Annotated in this window: 15 protein-coding genes; 2 read left to right on the top strand and 13 right to left on the bottom strand. The window is 71.3% G+C overall.

What is annotated here, in order from left to right; all coding sequences use genetic code 11:
• Window positions 1-12: 12 nt before the first annotated feature.
• The 9 genes from I4J89_RS14320 to I4J89_RS14360 are packed head-to-tail and all read right to left on the bottom strand — an operon-like array spanning window position 13 to window position 10,743.
• Complete coding sequence (locus I4J89_RS14320; protein ID WP_196414438.1) at window positions 13-1,245, bottom strand: FAD-dependent monooxygenase; 1,233 nt, start codon at window positions 1,243-1,245, stop codon at window positions 13-15.
• Window positions 1,246-1,254: 9 nt separating this feature from the next.
• Window positions 1,255-2,277 (bottom strand): GNAT family N-acetyltransferase, encoded by a 1,023-nt coding sequence (locus I4J89_RS14325; protein ID WP_196414439.1) that lies wholly within the window; start codon window positions 2,275-2,277, stop codon window positions 1,255-1,257.
• Window positions 2,278-2,296: 19 nt separating this feature from the next.
• On the bottom strand, window positions 2,297-3,436 hold the full coding sequence (locus tag I4J89_RS14330; protein ID WP_196414440.1) for a hypothetical protein: 1,140 nt from the start codon (window positions 3,434-3,436) through the stop codon (window positions 2,297-2,299).
• Window positions 3,433-4,632 carry an O-antigen ligase family protein gene (locus I4J89_RS14335; protein WP_196414441.1) on the bottom strand — a complete coding sequence of 400 codons (1,200 nt, stop codon included), beginning with the start codon at window positions 4,630-4,632 and terminating at the stop codon, window positions 3,433-3,435. The genes I4J89_RS14330 and I4J89_RS14335 overlap by 4 nt, the downstream gene beginning before the upstream one ends.
• The gene (locus I4J89_RS14340) at window positions 4,629-5,924 is read right to left on the bottom strand and encodes a lipopolysaccharide biosynthesis protein (protein WP_309238314.1); all 1,296 of its coding nucleotides are present in this window, start codon (window positions 5,922-5,924) and stop codon (window positions 4,629-4,631) included. The genes I4J89_RS14335 and I4J89_RS14340 overlap by 4 nt, the downstream gene beginning before the upstream one ends.
• Complete coding sequence (locus I4J89_RS14345) at window positions 5,917-7,575, bottom strand: tyrosine-protein kinase domain-containing protein (protein WP_196414442.1); 1,659 nt, start codon at window positions 7,573-7,575, stop codon at window positions 5,917-5,919. The genes I4J89_RS14340 and I4J89_RS14345 overlap by 8 nt, the downstream gene beginning before the upstream one ends.
• Before the next feature lie 18 nt (window positions 7,576-7,593).
• Window positions 7,594-8,829 (bottom strand): glycosyltransferase family 4 protein, encoded by a 1,236-nt coding sequence (locus I4J89_RS14350; RefSeq protein WP_196414443.1) that lies wholly within the window; start codon window positions 8,827-8,829, stop codon window positions 7,594-7,596.
• Between the two features lie 8 nt (window positions 8,830-8,837).
• A complete protein-coding gene (locus tag I4J89_RS14355; protein WP_196414444.1) occupies window positions 8,838-9,980 on the bottom strand; it encodes a DegT/DnrJ/EryC1/StrS family aminotransferase in 1,143 nt (380 codons plus the stop codon).
• Window positions 9,973-10,743, bottom strand: a complete 771-nt coding sequence (locus I4J89_RS14360; protein WP_196414445.1) for a polysaccharide deacetylase family protein — start codon at window positions 10,741-10,743, stop codon at window positions 9,973-9,975. Before I4J89_RS14360 ends, I4J89_RS14355 begins: the two co-directional genes overlap by 8 nt.
• Window positions 10,744-10,976: 233 nt before the next feature.
• On the opposite strand from I4J89_RS14360, the gene I4J89_RS14365 reads away from it, so the two are divergent.
• Window positions 10,977-12,020, top strand: a complete 1,044-nt coding sequence (locus I4J89_RS14365) for a lipid II:glycine glycyltransferase FemX (RefSeq protein WP_196414446.1) — start codon at window positions 10,977-10,979, stop codon at window positions 12,018-12,020.
• Here the strand turns inward: I4J89_RS14365 and I4J89_RS14370 are convergent.
• Window positions 11,968-13,170 carry an RNA polymerase sigma factor gene (locus I4J89_RS14370; RefSeq protein ID WP_196414447.1) on the bottom strand — a complete coding sequence of 401 codons (1,203 nt, stop codon included), beginning with the start codon at window positions 13,168-13,170 and terminating at the stop codon, window positions 11,968-11,970. The two genes, I4J89_RS14365 and I4J89_RS14370, sit on opposite strands and share 53 nt — an antisense overlap.
• Window positions 13,158-13,529 carry a YciI family protein gene (locus tag I4J89_RS14375; RefSeq protein WP_196414448.1) on the bottom strand — a complete coding sequence of 124 codons (372 nt, stop codon included), beginning with the start codon at window positions 13,527-13,529 and terminating at the stop codon, window positions 13,158-13,160. The genes I4J89_RS14370 and I4J89_RS14375 overlap by 13 nt, the downstream gene beginning before the upstream one ends.
• Before the next feature lie 85 nt (window positions 13,530-13,614).
• On the opposite strand from I4J89_RS14375, the gene I4J89_RS14380 reads away from it, so the two are divergent.
• Entirely contained in the window at window positions 13,615-14,037 is a 423-nt protein-coding gene (locus tag I4J89_RS14380) for a YybH family protein (RefSeq protein ID WP_196414449.1), read from the top strand.
• Window positions 14,038-14,104: 67 nt separating this feature from the next.
• Here I4J89_RS14380 and I4J89_RS14385 read toward each other — a convergent pair whose 3' ends face one another.
• On the bottom strand, window positions 14,105-14,782 hold the full coding sequence (locus I4J89_RS14385) for an NADPH-dependent F420 reductase (protein WP_196414450.1): 678 nt from the start codon (window positions 14,780-14,782) through the stop codon (window positions 14,105-14,107).
• 91 nt (window positions 14,783-14,873) lie between these two features.
• Entirely contained in the window at window positions 14,874-15,383 is a 510-nt protein-coding gene (locus I4J89_RS14390) for a pyruvoyl-dependent arginine decarboxylase (RefSeq protein WP_196414451.1), read from the bottom strand.
• Window positions 15,384-15,489 lie beyond the last annotated feature (106 nt).

A 15,489-nucleotide genomic window follows, 5' to 3' on the forward strand; every position in this document is an offset into this window, starting at 1 on the left:
CGTTTTCACTTGTTACGCGGTATTGGGTATCGCCTGCCCCGCCGCCACGGAGTGACTCGTGTTCGGCCGGCGCCGGGCCCGGCTCCACCGCCGGGCACTCAACGTCCAGCGCAAGAGGGTGCGCGCCACGATGTTCTGCGTCGCCATGTGCAGCACGAACCGCCACATCGGATACTCGCCGCGCCGGTTCGACAGGGCGTACGAGAAACGTTTGGCCGGCAGGTCGGCGTACTCCGGCATGCGCTCGAACCAGGCGCTGCTCGCCCGCGCCGCCCGCTGGAGCGGGGCCAGTGCCGCCTTGCGCCGGTGCTCGTACCGTTCCAGCGCCACCGCCAGATCGTCGCCGGAGGCGACGGCCTCCGCCAGCGCCATCGCGTCCTGCATCGCCAGCTTGGTGCCGGAACCGATCGCGAAGTGCGTGGTGTGTGCCGAGTCGCCCATCAGCACGACGTTGCCGTGGTCCCAGCGGTGCGCGGTGACCCGGCGGAAGTTGAGCCAGCCGGTGCCGCCGACCTCGGCGCGGTGGTCGATCAGCGCCTTGCCGTTCAGGTGCTCCGCGAAGATCTCCTGGAGCTTGACGCAGCCGTCCCGTGCGTCGAGCGTGTCGAAGCCCAGCGCGGCCCACGTCGACGGCTGGCACTCCACGATGAAGGTGCTGGTCCGGTCGTTGAACGGGTACGCGTGGAACCAGATCCACCCGGCCTCGGTCTTCTCGAAGCCGAAGGTGAACGTGTCGAAGACGTGCGTCGTGCCGAGCCAGATGTACTTGTTGCGGGCCACCTCCACCTCGGCGCCGAAGTGCTCGGCGTACTGCTCCCGGATCCGGCTGCGGGCGCCGTCGCAGGCCACCACGAGATCCGCCGGCGGCAGGTCGGACAGGTCGGTCAGCTCGTCGCGGTAGCTGATCCGCACGCCGAGCTCGGCGGCCCGCTCGGCGAGGATCTCCAGCAGCCGGTGCCGGCCCAAGCTGAACCCGTAGCCGGCGAGGTGGGTGACCGGTTTGCCGGTGGCCCGTACCTCGTACTCGTCCCACTGGCGTGCCGACTCCCAGATCCGTTCGGCGCTGACCGGGTCGTACCGGAACAGGTCGTCGAGCAGGTCGTCCCAGAAGACCACGCCCCAGCCCCAGGTGACGCCGGCCGGGTTGCGCTCCAGCACGGTGATCTCGTGGCCGGGGTCGGCGAGTTTCGCCAGCACCGCGAAGTACAGGCCGGCGGGACCGCCGCCGACGCAGGTGATCCGCATGGCGGTCTCCTATCGGTAGGAGGGGAACGTGGTGGTCAGGTCGGCCGGGTCGGCGTCCGGGCGGCGCTCGTGCACCAGCCGGGCATAGGCGCCCGGATCGGCCACCACCCGCCAGGTGTGGAACGGGTGCCGGCTCGGCGAGAAGCCCGCCTTGTACGTGAACAGCGAGTCGTTGCACCCGCCCTTGCCGCCGCCGAGGTGGAAGACCCGCGCGCCGCGTTGTTTGCACCAGCGGCGGACCTCGTCGTACAGCAGCTCGTCGGCGTAGCGTTTCGGGGCCCGGCGGGTCGACGACACGTACCCGGTGGCGATCCCGTCGTACTCGAAGAAGGTGTTGCCGCCGACCACCTCGTCGCCTTCCATGGCGACCGCGAGGTGCATCCGGTCGCCGACCGCGTCGTGCAACGCGGTCAGGTGCTCGGTCGTGAAGAAGTAGTACGACGTGGCACCCACCCGCCGCATGTTGTCGTGGTAGACCTCGACCCACTCGCCGAGCCGGTCCCAGTCGTCGAACACCACCCGGGTGCCCGCGCGTCTGGCCCGGTTGATGTGGTTGCGGTGATCGCTGCGGGTCTGCTTCCACATCTGTTCGAGAGAGACGGTGAGGTCCATCGACACCGTCTCACCGTGGTGCACCATCGCGCCGAACCGTTCCAGCGTCGGCGACGGTGCGTTCAGCAGCGGATGCATCCTGATGAACGCGGACACGACGCCCTCCCCGCGCAGCGTGTCCACGAACCGGGTGCAGGCCGGCTCCCAGAACGCGGCGTCCCCCGGCACCGCGTCACTGACCGGGCCGGGATACCCGTACGGCGAGAGCGCGTCCCGCAGGTCCGAGCCGGGTATCTCGCGCAGGATCAGCGGGATCAGCAGGCGCCGGCCGTTCTGTTCGTACCAGAATGCGGCCGGTGTGCCGCCGTAGAGCCGGGCGTCGAGGACGACGTAGTCCGGCACGTGGTACATGTCGTGGCCGACGTGCTGGAGCGTTTCCTTCCACTCACGTGCCGCTGGGTCCAGCAGCGAAGCCGTCATGGCAATCCCTTCCGGCGCCTCACGACCGCAGCACGCGGGCGTTGAGCGCCATGTTCGCGGCGAACTGATCGTTCACCACCTGGTGTTCCTCCAGCCGCAGTTGCACGGCCGGGTCGTAGCGGCCCAGCTTCACGAAACCGTCGGCGAACCAGCCGTTGTCCTCGCCGGTGCCGTCCACATAGGCGTGATAGGTCTTGCCGCCGGGCCAGATCACCTTCGTGAGCAATGCGGAGAAGGCCGCCATGTCGGCGTCGGTCCAGCCGGCGCCGCGGTCGCGCGCCTCCACGACGTACGTGAGGACGCCGTTGCCGTGCCCGACGTCCTGGCCGGGCCGTTCCGCCGAGCCCCAGACGTCGCTCCAGAAGTAGGCGGTCGCCTCGACCGGGTTGCGCCGCAGCTGAGCGCGCAGCCGGGCGCTGATCGTCTCGGCGACCGTGGTGTACCGGGTGCGACGGGTCTGGTCGTTGGTGAGCCGGGACAGGTTGAGCGAGATCAGCGCCCAGTGCGCGGCCATGTGCGTCCGCTCGCGGTAGATGTAGTCGTTCGTGCCGCGGGAGTACCACTTGTCGAAGATCTGCTCCTCGGCGAAGGCGAGCAGCCGGTCGTAGCGGCCCCGGTAGCCCGCGTCGGCGTAGACACCGGGGCTGTCGCGCATGGCGACCAGCAGCGTCGTCGCGTACCGCCAGAAGTAGCTCTCGTAGAGCGGCACCTCGTTGCCGTCCTCGCCGGACCGCGACGATGCCCAGCCGCGGTACTTGTCCTTGAACCGGCTGTCCGCCAGCGACGACGACGGTTTCGCCGAGGCCACCACGTTCTCCACGAACGTCAGCGCCCGGTCCAGGAACCGGCGCTGGTCGGTGGCCCGGAACATGGCGACACAAGCGTCCACGTCGTACGCCAGGTCATAGTGGTCCCGGCTGTCCGCCGACTTGCTCAGCGGTAGCCCGTTGCGGTACCCGTAGTCCCAGCTCTTCATGAAGACGCCGGTCCAGAACGCGACCGTCTTCACCTTGAGCCGGTCCTGCGTGGCCGGGGCCGACCCCGGCATCGGGTCGCGGACCTCCGGCACGTCGTCGTCTCGGACCACGTGCGCCGCGGCGGTGGTGGCGGCGGCCGCCGAGCCGAGGCCCAGCGTGATCAGCAGGGTACGGCGTTTCATGTGGACACCAGCTCGCGGTCGGGGTGGGTGACGCCGTCCGGCGCCAGGGCTGCCGCGGCGGCCAGCGCGGCGAAGATCCAGGCCAGCCGGGAGTCGTAGTAGTCACCGGAGAACAGGCTGCTCAACGCCACGAACACGGCGGACGCCACGGCCAGCCCGGTCAGCTGCGGCCGCTCGCCGCCGCCGCGCACGATCCGGGTCCACAGCACGATCGACGCGGTGAGCAGACCCAGCCCGATCAGACCGCCCTCGCCGGCCACGCCGAGCACGTAGTTGTGCGGGTACTCGACCATCTGGTTGACGCCGATCGCACCGTAGAACCCGTCCAGCCCGGCTCCGATGATCGGATGGTCCAGGAACAGGTTCCACGCCGCCGCCCAGATCGAGGTCCGGTCCGACAGGTACTGCTCCTGCACGGTCTGCTCGACGAACCGTTCCTGGAACAGGTCGGTGAACGATGGCGGGGCGAACGCCCAGAGCGCGGCACACACGCCCAGCAGCACCACACCGGCGGCGACGGTCGGGCCGGTGCGCAGCCGGCGCCGTAGTTTCAGCAGCGCGGCGAAACCCACCACGCCGCCGGCCAGCAGGCCGGCCCGCGAACCGGACAGCACCGCCGCGAGCATGAACAGCGGCGTCACCAGCAGCGGCCAGACCCGGCCCATCAGCAGGAACATGGCGACCGCGCTGATCACGCCGAGGATCTGGATCCGGACGAACACGTTCGGCCCGCCGCCGAACGCCGAGTAGCGGCCCTGCTCGCCCGGGCCGCCGAGCAGCGCGGCCAGGGCGAACACCACCGCGGCGACGAACATGAGCACGAACACCGTGCGGATCACCCGGTCCGGGTCGCCGAGCGCGTACGCGTAGAAGGCGAGGACCAGCACGCCGAGCAGGACCAGGTCGAGGGTCTGCGGGCCGACCCGGGCGGCCGGCGGCGCCCACAACCCGGAGGCGATCTGGTAGAGGAAGAACAACATGGCCGCCACCAGCCAGCCCTCACGTCCCGGGCCGCCCGTGCGGCGGGGCCGGTGGGCGGCGTCGAGAGCGAGCAGCACCAGCGCGACCGCCAGTCCGATCACCCGCAGGTCCACCCAGGCCAGGTCGAGCAGCCCGGCCCGGTCCAGGGTGTAGCGGCCGCCGATCGTCACCAGGACCAGCAGCAGCCCCGGCGCGAAGAACACCCGTGATCTCACGACCGGTCCCTGGTGAGGGCCGTGGTGACCATGGCGAACAGCAGGCAGGCGCCGTAACCGAGCAGCGAGCCCCAGGCGGCGCCGAGGACACCGAGCCGGGGGATCAGCAGCACGTACGCCGCGAAGCTGACCGCGAAACCGGTGATCTCGGCGGCCGAGACCAGCTTGGCGTGCCCCTTCGCGATGAGCAGGCCCAGGCTGACCCGGGAGATGCCGTACAGCCCGGCGGCGACGACCAGTGGCACCACGATCGACTTGGCGGGGTGGTACTGGTGGCCGAAGACCGGCTCGATCAGCAGGTAGAGCCCGCCGGCCGCGATCGGGACGACGGCCAGTGTGTAGGCCACGGTACCCAACATGATCGGCCGGGTCCGCAGGCTGCCGTCGTGGTGGGCGGCCCGCCACCGGCCCAGGCGGGAGTCCGCGTACGCCCGCAGCGGCCAGGCCAGCAACTCGGTCATGGTGGCGACCGACGCGTACAGGCCGAGGGCGGCGGTGGACGCCAGCGCCGGGATGACCAGCCGGTCCACCCGCAGCATCGCCATGTTGGAGATCGCCGCCGGGAACAGCGCGAGACCTTCCCGGCGGACCTGGCGGTTCTGCTCGGGCCGCACCGCGACCGCGCCCGGCGCGGGTGCCAGCCGCAGCCAGATGACCAGGAAGGTGACCGTGGGCAGGGCACCGGCGATCAGGTACGCCAGCAACCAGGCGGCCGGATCGCCGGCACCGGTCAGGTAGAGCCCGATCAGCATGGTGAGCAGCAGCAGCGCCTCGATCACCCGGGTGAGCAGGAAGTCACGGACCCGGCCCACCGCGATCGCGATCGACCGGGTGGCCAGCGCGGTGGCCTCGACCAGCGCGAACCAGGCCACCATCGCGACGACCGCCGCGCCGGGCGTGAGCCGGTCCGGAGCGGCCACTCCCCAGATCAGCGCGGCGCTGAGGAACAGCCCGGACGGGACCGCGAGCAGCCGGGCGTACTCGCGGACCGCGGACGCCGGCGTGACGTTGTGGTAGCTCGCCACGAAACTGCGCTCGGTGCCGAGCAGCAGTACCTGGGTCGACAGGTAGACCACCTGGAGCAGCAGCGCGACCTCGCCCCGGTGGGTAGGCGTGAGCGAACGGACCATCAGGATGTTCGCGGTCAGCGCCACCGTCCCGGTGAGCACCTGCGACGCGAGCAGCAGCACGGTCGGCTCGCGCAGCAGGGCGCCCACCCAGGTGACCGGACCACCTCGGCGTGGCGGGCTGAGTGGCTCGGCCTCCGGCCGGTCCACCTGGACCTCACTCACCGCGTCGCTGCTCCTCGTCGGTGTCCGTCGGTGCCGGATCCGGAGCTGTCTCGATCTCGCCGGAGTTGCGCTGTACCGGCAGGTGAGGCGGTTCCGGCGCGTCCACGTCCCCGGGCTTGGTGGTGAACACCTTCGCCCAGCCCCGTACCACCACGTCTTCGTCCGGCTCGGCCTTCTCCTCGACCGGTTCCGGCTCCGCGTTGATCACCGGCTTCACCACCCGGGCCCGGCCCCGCGCGGTGCCGACCGGGGGCAGCGAGACGAACGTGTCGTCGGGCCGGGCGACCCGGCCGGGGTCCGCGTCTGCGAACAGCCCCAGCCCGGTGTCCGCCGCCGGGACCTCGGCCACGCCCTCGTGCCAGTCCTTGCCGGTCGGCAGCTTGCGGGGCAGCGCGTTGAGCACCGCCCCGGCCAGTTGGGCGCCGACTCGTTCGAGCAGGTCCATGGAGCGCCGCACGTCGGCGGTCCGGGTCCGGTGGGCGCGGACCACCAGCAGCGCGCTGTCGGTCACCCGGCTCAGCACGGTCGCGTCCGCCACGCCGTGCAGGGCCGGTCCGTCCACCAGCACCACGTCGAAGCGTTCGGTGAGCGTACGCACCGTCGCGCCGAGCCGCGGCGAGGCGAGGATCTCGCCCGGGTCCGGAGCGTGCTGGCCGGCCGGCAGCACGGTCACCCGGCCGTTCAGCGAGTTCTGCAGCACGTCCGGCACCCGTGCCGTGCCGGCCAGGACCTCGGCGAGACCGGGCGCCCCCTCCAGCGCCAGGTAGCGGCCGACTCCCGGGTGCCGCATGTTGGCGTCGACCAGCACCACCCGGGCGCCGGTCTCGGCCATCGCGATGGCGAGCCCGCAGGTCACCGCGGTGGTGCCCTCCTTGCGGTGCGAGCCGGTGAGCAGCAGCGACCGGCCGCGACCGAAGCCACGGTTGGTGTCGGCCAGCGCCGGCATCAGGCTGCGCAGCCGCCGGAACGCCTCGGCGAGCGCCTGGTCCGGGTGGCCCGACCGGATCGTCCGGCCACCGAGGGAGATCGTCCCGACCGTGCCCAGGCCCAGATCGCGCAGGTCGTCCTCGTCGCCGACGGTCTTGGCGGTGGCCTCCCGGACCGCCACCGCGATCGCCCCGATCAGCAGGCCGAGCACCGCCGAGAAGCCGACGTTGCGCAGCAGGTTGTCCGGCTCCCGGACGGTCACCGCGTCCTGGACGATCGACACGGCCGGCGCCGGGCCGTCCTCCTCGGTCGGGGTGCCGATCTGGCGGGCCAGGCCGACCAGCACCGAGGCCGCCGTCGTGACGATCTGCCGGCTGCGTACCGACTCCGAGTCGGTGGCCGAGATGACCAGCAGGTCGGTGCCCTCCTGCACCTGGGCGGAGAGGCTCTTCTGTACCTGGTCGGCGGTGAGATCAGACCCGAGCCGGTCCACCACACCCTGCGCCACCCGCGGCCCGGTGACCAGTGCGATGTACGAGTTCAGCCGGCGCGCCCCGGCGTCCGGATCACCGTTGCCCCCGGTCACGAAGAGGATCATGGAAGAGCGGTAGGAAGGCGCCGCCGTCAGCGTCAGTCCCGCCGCGATGCCGACGGCGAGCAGTACCGGCACCGCGAGCCAGAGCCATCGACGCCGGCAGGCCCGTACGTACGCACGCAGTTCCACGCTGACTTCCCCCGATCGTCAGACCCGCTCGGCGAGAACCGGGCGTTTTCCCGCCGCCCGGTTCAGGACTTCCTCGAAACGCGCGAAGAGCAGGTCCCGGGAGAACCGCTCGACCGCCAGCCGGTGCGCCGCCTCGCGCGCCCGCTTCAGCCACAGCTCGTCGCGTAGGTGCCGGACCAGCAGACCGGCGGCCGACTCGGTGTCCTCCGGGTCCAGCACCAGCCCGGCGCCGGACTCGCGCAGCAGGTCGGCCTGCCAGCCGCCGTAGTTGATGGCGATCGGCCGGGAGGCGGCGAGGGCGTCGAAGAACTTGTTCGCCGAGTTGTCCCAGAGCCCGCGGATCGGCCGGACGAAGCTGGACGACATGGTGGCCGCGCCGAGGATCACCGGCAGCTGCGATTTCGGCACCTTCTCCCACATGTGCACCACGTCGCCGAGCAGGCCCTGCTCGGCGGCGAGCTGCTTGGTCGGCTCCCACTCCTTGCCGTGCCCGACGATCAGCACCCGGATGTCCGGGTCCAGCTGCCGCATCCGGCCGGCGGCCCGGACCAGGTACTCCACGCCGTTCACCGCGCCGAGCGCTCCGGTGTAGACGATCAGCGGCCGGTCGCCGAGCCAGCTGTGCTCGGCCCGGAACCGCCGCACCCGCTCCGGATCCACCGCGAACAGGTCCAGGTCGGCGGCGTTCGGGATGATCGTGGTCGGGGTGCCGGGCCGGCGCGCGGCGATCCCGGCGGCCATCCCGGGGGAGAGGGCGATGACCTCCTTGGCGTTGCGGTACGCGAAGTTCGCCAGCGCCCCGGCCAGGCCGCGGGCCGCCGGGTTGCGCAGCGCGCCCATCTCGATCGGCACCTCCGGCCAGAGGTCGCGGACCTCGAAGACGAACGGCACCCGGCGCAGCCTGGCGGCGAGCACGCCGGGCACGGCGACGGTGAGCGGGGTGCTGGTGGCGAAGACCAGGTCGGCCCGGAGCCGGGCCGCCTTCGTCCCGGCCAGGACCATGAACTCGGCGAAGGCGCGCAGGCGGCGGGCGTACGACATGTCGTTGGAGTACGGCACGCGGAACCAGTGGACGGTGACGCCGTCCTCCTCGGTGACCCGCCAGCCGAGCTCCCGGGTGCCCGGGGTGATGTCCGTGGTGATCACGTCGACCGTGTGCCCCCGCTCGACCAGCCGGCGTGCCTGCTCGTACGAGCGGATCCCGCCGGCCATCCGCGGGTTGCAGTAGTACTGATGGATGTAGACGACGCGCATCCGGCCCGTCACCCCTTCTGTTCGCAGGTGACCGATCGGACCGCGTCGACGACGCGATCCCGGTCCCGGTCGGTGAGGGCGGATCCGCTCGGCAGGCAGACCCCGCGGTGGAACAGGCTGGCGCTGACCTCGCCGCCGCGCATCACGCAGTCCTGGAAGACCGGTTGCAGATGCATCGGCTTCCACGCCGGCCGTCCCTCGATGTCGCGGGCCGCCAGTGCGTCGAGGATCCGGTCGCGGCCGGCACCGAAGCGCTCGGCGTCGACCAGCAGGCAGGTCAGCCAGTAGTTGGGTACGCCGTAGGCGGCGATCGGCATGAACTCGATCCCGGGCAGGTCGCCGAGAGCCGCGCGGTAGTGCTCGAAGGTCCGTCGGCGTGCCTCGATCATCTGCCCGAGGCGCTGGAGCTGACCGCGGCCGACGGCGGCCAGCAGGTTGCTCAGCCGGTAGTTGTAGCCGACGCTGCGGTGCTCGTAGTGCGGCACCGGCTCGCGGGCCTGGGTGGCCAGGTGCCGGGCCTGTTTCGCGACGCTGCCGTCGTCGGTGACCAGCATCCCGCCGCCGCCGGTGGTGATGATCTTGTTGCCGTTGAAGGAGAGCACCCCGGCCAGCCCGAACGACCCGGCCGCCCGCCCGCGGTAGGTGGCGCCGAGGGCCTCGGCCGCGTCCTCGATCAGCGGCACGCCGTACCGGTCGCAGGCGGCCAGCAGCGGGTCGTAGTCGGCGCACTGCCCGTACATGTCCACGGCGATCACCGCGCGCGGCAGCTGACCGCGTCCGGCCCGGGCCCGCAGCTCCCCGGCGACCAGCTCCGGGTCGACGTTCCAGCTGTGCGGGGTGCTGTCCAGGAAGACCGGGCGGGCACCCAGGTAGGCGACCGCGTTCGCGGTGGCGGCGAAGGTGAACGACGGCACCAGCACGGTGTCGCCCCGGCGCACACCGGCCGCGATCAGCGCCAGGTGCAGGGCCGCGGTCCCGCTGCTGAGCGCCACCGCGTGCCGGACGCCGACCAGCTCGGCCACCCGCTCCTCGAAGGCGTCCAGGTCCGGGCCGACCGGGGCGACCCAGTTCGAGTCGAACGCGTTGAGCAGCAGCTTGCGCTCGACGTCGGTGACGTCCGGCGGGGACAGGTAGATGCGGGTGTCAGTCATGGACCCGGGTCCTCATCGCCAGGATCGGCCAGGCCGGGTGCAGGCCCTGGCGGTGGATGAACATCGGGGAGTCGCCGGGACGCATCGCGGGCCGCAGGGTGGTGGCGAAGCTGCGGTATCCCGCCTCGCGGGCGACCTCGACGTCGCGGTCGAGGAAGTCCACCGCGGGATTGCCGTACGGCGCGGCGAAGTCCCGCACCTCGACACCCAGCTGGTCCTCGATCTCCCGTTTGGAGTCCACGATCTCCCGGGCCGCGGTCTCGTCGTCCTGGTCGGCCAGCCGGTGGTGGGTGACCGTGTGCGACCCGAAGGCGAAGCCGGCGGCCACCAGGTCCCGGCAGTCCTGCCAGGTCAGGTTGCCGGGCTGCCCGACCAGCCCGGAGGTGAGGAAGAACATCGCCGGCACCCGCATCTCCAGCAGCACCGGTGCGGCCACGTCCCGCCAGCTCAGGTGGGCGTCGTCGAAGGAGAGACAGAACACCGGCCCGGTCAGCGGCCGCTCGCCGGCCAGGATCCGCAGCGACTCGTCCCAGGACACCATCGGCCCGATCCGCCGCAGGGTGTTCAGGTGGCGCCGCAGGTCGGCGCCGTACTCCGGCAGCACGTCGTGGTAGAAGGGGAAGTAGAGACCGGGCGCGCTGGGCAGCCGGCGCCGGAGTCCGGCCGGTGCCAGGATCCGGCCCTGCAACCGGGGCCGGGCCCGCAGGCGGCTGCGCAACCCCAGCTCGTTCAAGCGTCGCTTGATCGCCGTCGGCGGCTGCATGCGTTCGGCATCCTCCCGCTAGTCGTCGATCCGCTCGCGGCCACGGCGCAGCGTGGCCCCGCGGCGGCCTTCACCAACGATTGCAAATGCGTACGGGCGGCGGCAGTAGCAATTGTCATAAGGAACGCGAGTATTATTCACTTCAATTAGAAATAGCCCGATCGGCTTCTTGTGGAATAGCCTCGCGGCGGAGCATCATCCGGCAATAGGCCTAATTTCCAGCGGGGAGCGTCATGCTGCGTCTGCACCGGGTGGAGCCGTCGGCCGCCCTCTGGTCGGATCGGGCCGGCTACCCCGATCGGCTGATCTTCCACACTCCTGAGTGGATCTCTTTCGTGGCGCAGTGCCAGGGCGCCGAGCCGGTGCTGGCCACCGTCACCGACGGCGACACTCCCGCCGGCCACTTCACCGGCCTGATCACCAAGAAGTACGGACTGCGCATCCTGGGCAGCCCGATGGCCGGCTGGACCACGTCCTACGTGGGCTTCAACCTGGATCCGGCGGTGCCGCGGCGGGCCGCGCTGGAAGCCCTGCTGCCGTTCGCCTTCAACGAGCTCGGTTGTGCCCATCTGGAGATCCGCGACCGGTTCCTGGCCGAGTCGGAACTCGGCGGGCTGGGCCTGGTCTGGGACACCGCGCCGACCGCGGTGATCGACTTGACGCCGTCCGAGGACGAGCTCTTCGGCGCCATGGCCAGCGCCTGCCGCCGCAACATCCGCAAGGCGGCGAAGTCGGGTGTCGTCATCGAAGAGGTGCACGGCGATCCCGCATTCGCCGACGAATTCTACGATCAATTGCGGGACGTTTTCGCCAAGCAGAATCTGGTGCCCACCTATTCGGTGGAAAGAGTTCGGTCGTTGATCCGTCACCTGGAACCCGCCGGGCGGATCCTCCAGTTACGCGCCCGCGATCCGGAGCACCGGTCCATCGCCACGGCGATCCTGCCCTGGTACCACCGGACCATGTACTTCTGGGGCGGCGCGAGCTACCGCGAGCACCAGCACCTGCGCCCCAACGAGGCGCTGATCTGGCACGCGTTGCGGTGGGCCAGGGAGCGCGGCGTGACCGAGTTCGACTTCGTCGGCGGTAACGCGTACAAGGCGAAGTACGGCACCACCGAGGTGCCGGTGCCCTGGGCCCGGCGGTCCCGGTCGCCGCTGGTGGCCCGGCTGCGTGACGCGGCGAAGCAGGGATTCGCCCTGAAACAGCGGGCGGCCGCCCGGCTCACCGGAGTCTCGAGGCCCGCGACTCCAGATAGCGCTGCTCGGGCCGGCTGAGCGTGAGCCGCGCCGCCCGGCGGTACTGCTCCCGCGCGGCGGCCCGGTCACCGGCCATCTCCAGCAGGTGGGCGCGGACCGCGGCGGTCCGGTGATGCCGGCCCAGCACCGGATCCCCGGCGACCCCGTCCAGGGCGGCGAGCCCGGCGGCCGGCCCGTCGACCATGGCGCGTGCCACGATCCGGTTCAGCGTCACCATCGGGCTCGGGGCGAGTGCGTGCAGCATCCCGTACAGGGCAAGGATCTGCGGCCAATCGGTGTCCTCGGCGCGCGCTGCCTCGTCGTGCACCGCGGCGATCGCGGCCTGTAGCTGGAACGGGCCGATCGGGGCCCGCGCCAGCGTCCGGGTGATAATCGCGACGCCTTCGGCGATCGCGGCCGCGTCCCACCGGCTCCGGTCCTGCTCGGCGAGCGGGATCAGGGTGCCGTCCGGCCCGGTACGCGCGGGCCGGCGCGCATCGGTGAGCAGCATTAACGCCAAGAGCCCGGCCACCTCCCCGTCCTGGAACAGGCGCCGGTGCAACTGGCGGGTCAGCCGGATCGCCTCCCGGGTCAGCTCCACCCGGCTCAGCGCGTCGCCGGAGCTGGCGGTGTAGCCCTCGTTGAAGATCAGGTAGAGCACGTGCCGCACCGCGGTGAGCCGCTCGCCGAGCTGTTGTGGAGCGGGCATCTCGAACCGGGTGCCGGTGTCGCGGATCCGCTGCTTGGCCCGGCTGATCCGCTGGCCCACGGTGGCCTCCGGCAGCAGCAGGGCCCGGGCGATCTCCGCGGTGGTGAGCCCGCCTACCGCGCGCAGGGTGAGCGTGACCTGCGCCGGCACGCTCAGCGCGGGATGGCAGCAGAGCAGCAGCAGGGCGAGCTCGTCGTCACCACGGACCGCGGGGGCCGGCTCCTGGCACAGCGCCTCCTCGCGCCGCCGCCGCGCGGTCTCGTTGCGCAGCAACTCCACCCGGCGGCGGCCGGCGACGGTGATCAACCAGTTCCGTGGCTGCTCGGGGACGCCGGTCTCGGGCCACTGCCGGGCGGCCGCCAGCAGCGCCTCCTGGACCGCGTCCTCGCAGGCTTCGAAGTCGCCGTAGCGGCGCACCACGGCGGCGAGGACCTGCGGCGCGCACTCGCGCAGCAGGTCCGGCAGCTCTAGATCTCCCACGTGCTCATGTCCAGGACCGGCCGCACCTCGACCCTGGTGTACGCCGCGTCCGGCGCCTTCGCGGCCCAGGCCACGGCTTCGTCGAGATCCGCCACGTCGATCAGGTAGAAGCCGGCCAGGTGCTCCTTGACCTCGGCGTACGGGCCGTCGCAGGTGATCGTCTTCCCGTCGCGGACGGAGACCTGGGTGGCCAGTGCCGGATCGCCGAGACCCTCGCTGACCACCAGGACGCCGGCGTCGCGCATCTGTTCGGTGAGCCGCAGGTGGCCGAGACCGAAGTCGGTGCGCTGCTCGTCGGTAAGCGTCTCCCACACGGCCAGCGACTGCGGGTTGGACTGGATCAGGATCACGTACTTCATGAGGTTCTCCTTCTCTCTCGCCAAGGATGTCGAAACCGGCCGGCCCGGATTCGACGTCCCCGGTGAGAGAAAGGAAGGATCCGCCATGAACGAGATCCAGGAAGTCGTCGAACGCAAGGCCGCGCTGCTGGAGACCGGCGACGCCAAGGCCATCCTGTCGCACTACGCCGACACGTTCGTCGAGTACAACCTCGCCCCGCCGCTGCGCCAGCCGGGCGACGGCCGCGACCCGGCTCCGCTGGAGGCCTGGCTGGCCGGCTTCGAGGCGCCGCCCCGGCGCGAGGTCACCCAGCTGGAGATCACCGCGGACGGCGATGTGGCCTTCGCGACCAGCATCGACTGCCTGACCGCCACCCCGCGCGGCTCGGCGGAGAGCTTCAGCCTCTGGTTCCGGGTGACGCTGGGGCTGCGCCGCATCGACGGGCGCTGGCTGGTGACACACGAGCACGAGTCGGTGCCGTTCGAGATGGACGGCTCGTTCCGCGCGTCCGTCACGCTGCAACCTTGAGGCGGGAGATGCGCTGGGCCCGCCGCCGACGCCCCTCGGCGGCGGGCCACAGCCTGGAGGAAGGTTCTCAGGCCCCGGCGCGCTTCGCCGCGGCGACCAGATCGCGTACGCCCCGCGCGCTCGCCGGTGTACCGGGAAGTACCCCGAAAGTTCCGTAGGGATGCACGTAGACCGGGGTGTCCCGCTGGGTACGCCAGTTCTCGGCGAGCGGCCCGGCGTCCACGACGTCGTACCCGATGCTGTCGAAGAACTCGGTGACCGTCTGCTTGGCGGCCGGATCGTCACCGGCGATCGGCAGCGCCGTCCGGTCCGCGCTGCCCGACGGACGCGCGAGGGACCGCAGGTGCTCGAACCAGATGTTGTTGAAGCCCTTCACCACGCGAGCTTCGCCGAGGTGCTTCTGCAGCAGCTCGCCGGTGGTGGACGAGCCGTCCTCCAGCTCGGGGAAGACGCCGTCGCGCTCCGGGTAGTAGTTGTTCGTGTCGATGACCACCTTGCCGGCCAAGGGCTCGGCCGGAACGTCCCGGTACGCCGCCAGCGGCACCGTCACCACCACGACGTCCCCGGCCGCGGCCGCCTCGGCGGGAGTCGCGGCGCGCGCCTTCGGGCCTAGTTCCGCCACCAGGTCCCGCAGCGTCTCCGGGCCGCGCGAGTTGCTCAGCACCACGTCGTGGCCGGCGGCCACCGCGAGCCGAGCCACGGTGCTTCCGATGTTGCCGCTGCCGATGAATCCGATCTTCGTCATGTCAGCGCGAACCTCCCGGGCCCCGAACCGATTCCGGCCGGCGGCACACCGTGACGGGTGGCACACCGGCCGGACGGGCGGTTCGAAAGGGTCAGCCGCGCGCGGCGCCGGCCCAGGAGGCGGACTCGTAGGGCGCGATCACCATGGCGCACACCGGGTCGCTCTCGCAGACCACGCCGTGCACCACGAAGTCGGGGTCGGTGAAGGCCTCCTCGTGGCCGCGGACCAGGTCACGGAGGCTGTCCTTGATCGCCTGGGTGACATAGCCCTCGCTGGTGCCCTCGTGCTCGACGAACAGGCCGCCCTGCCCGTCGAGACGCTGCACCCAGCCGATGCCGGCCCAGGCCTGCTCGCCCGGCAGGGTGGCGTACTGGTCGGCGTAGACGACGTACATCCGGTCGCCCCAGGCGCCCTGCGGCACCGGCGCCTTGCCGGTCGCGTCGACGGTGGTGCCGGGCGGGATCACGCTCGACAGCCGGACCAGGTTGTAGACGGCCAGGTCGGCCTGCACCAGCGCGTCGTGGAACGCGGAGAGAGTGGTGGACCCACGACCGGTCGCCTTGACAACGGGGATCTCGTCGTTAACCGCGGAGGTGTGCAAACCAAGCCATCCTTTGCTCGTTGAAACGTCAACTCTCGGAGGGTTCAGTCGGCGGGCCGGCGGCGAACTGAAGGATTTCCGGCATTTTGCTGGTTGCCGGTGGGTA

The sequence above is a fragment of the Actinoplanes aureus genome (assembly GCF_015704865.1).
In the GTDB taxonomy this organism is placed as follows: domain Bacteria; phylum Actinomycetota; class Actinomycetes; order Mycobacteriales; family Micromonosporaceae; genus Actinoplanes; species Actinoplanes aureus.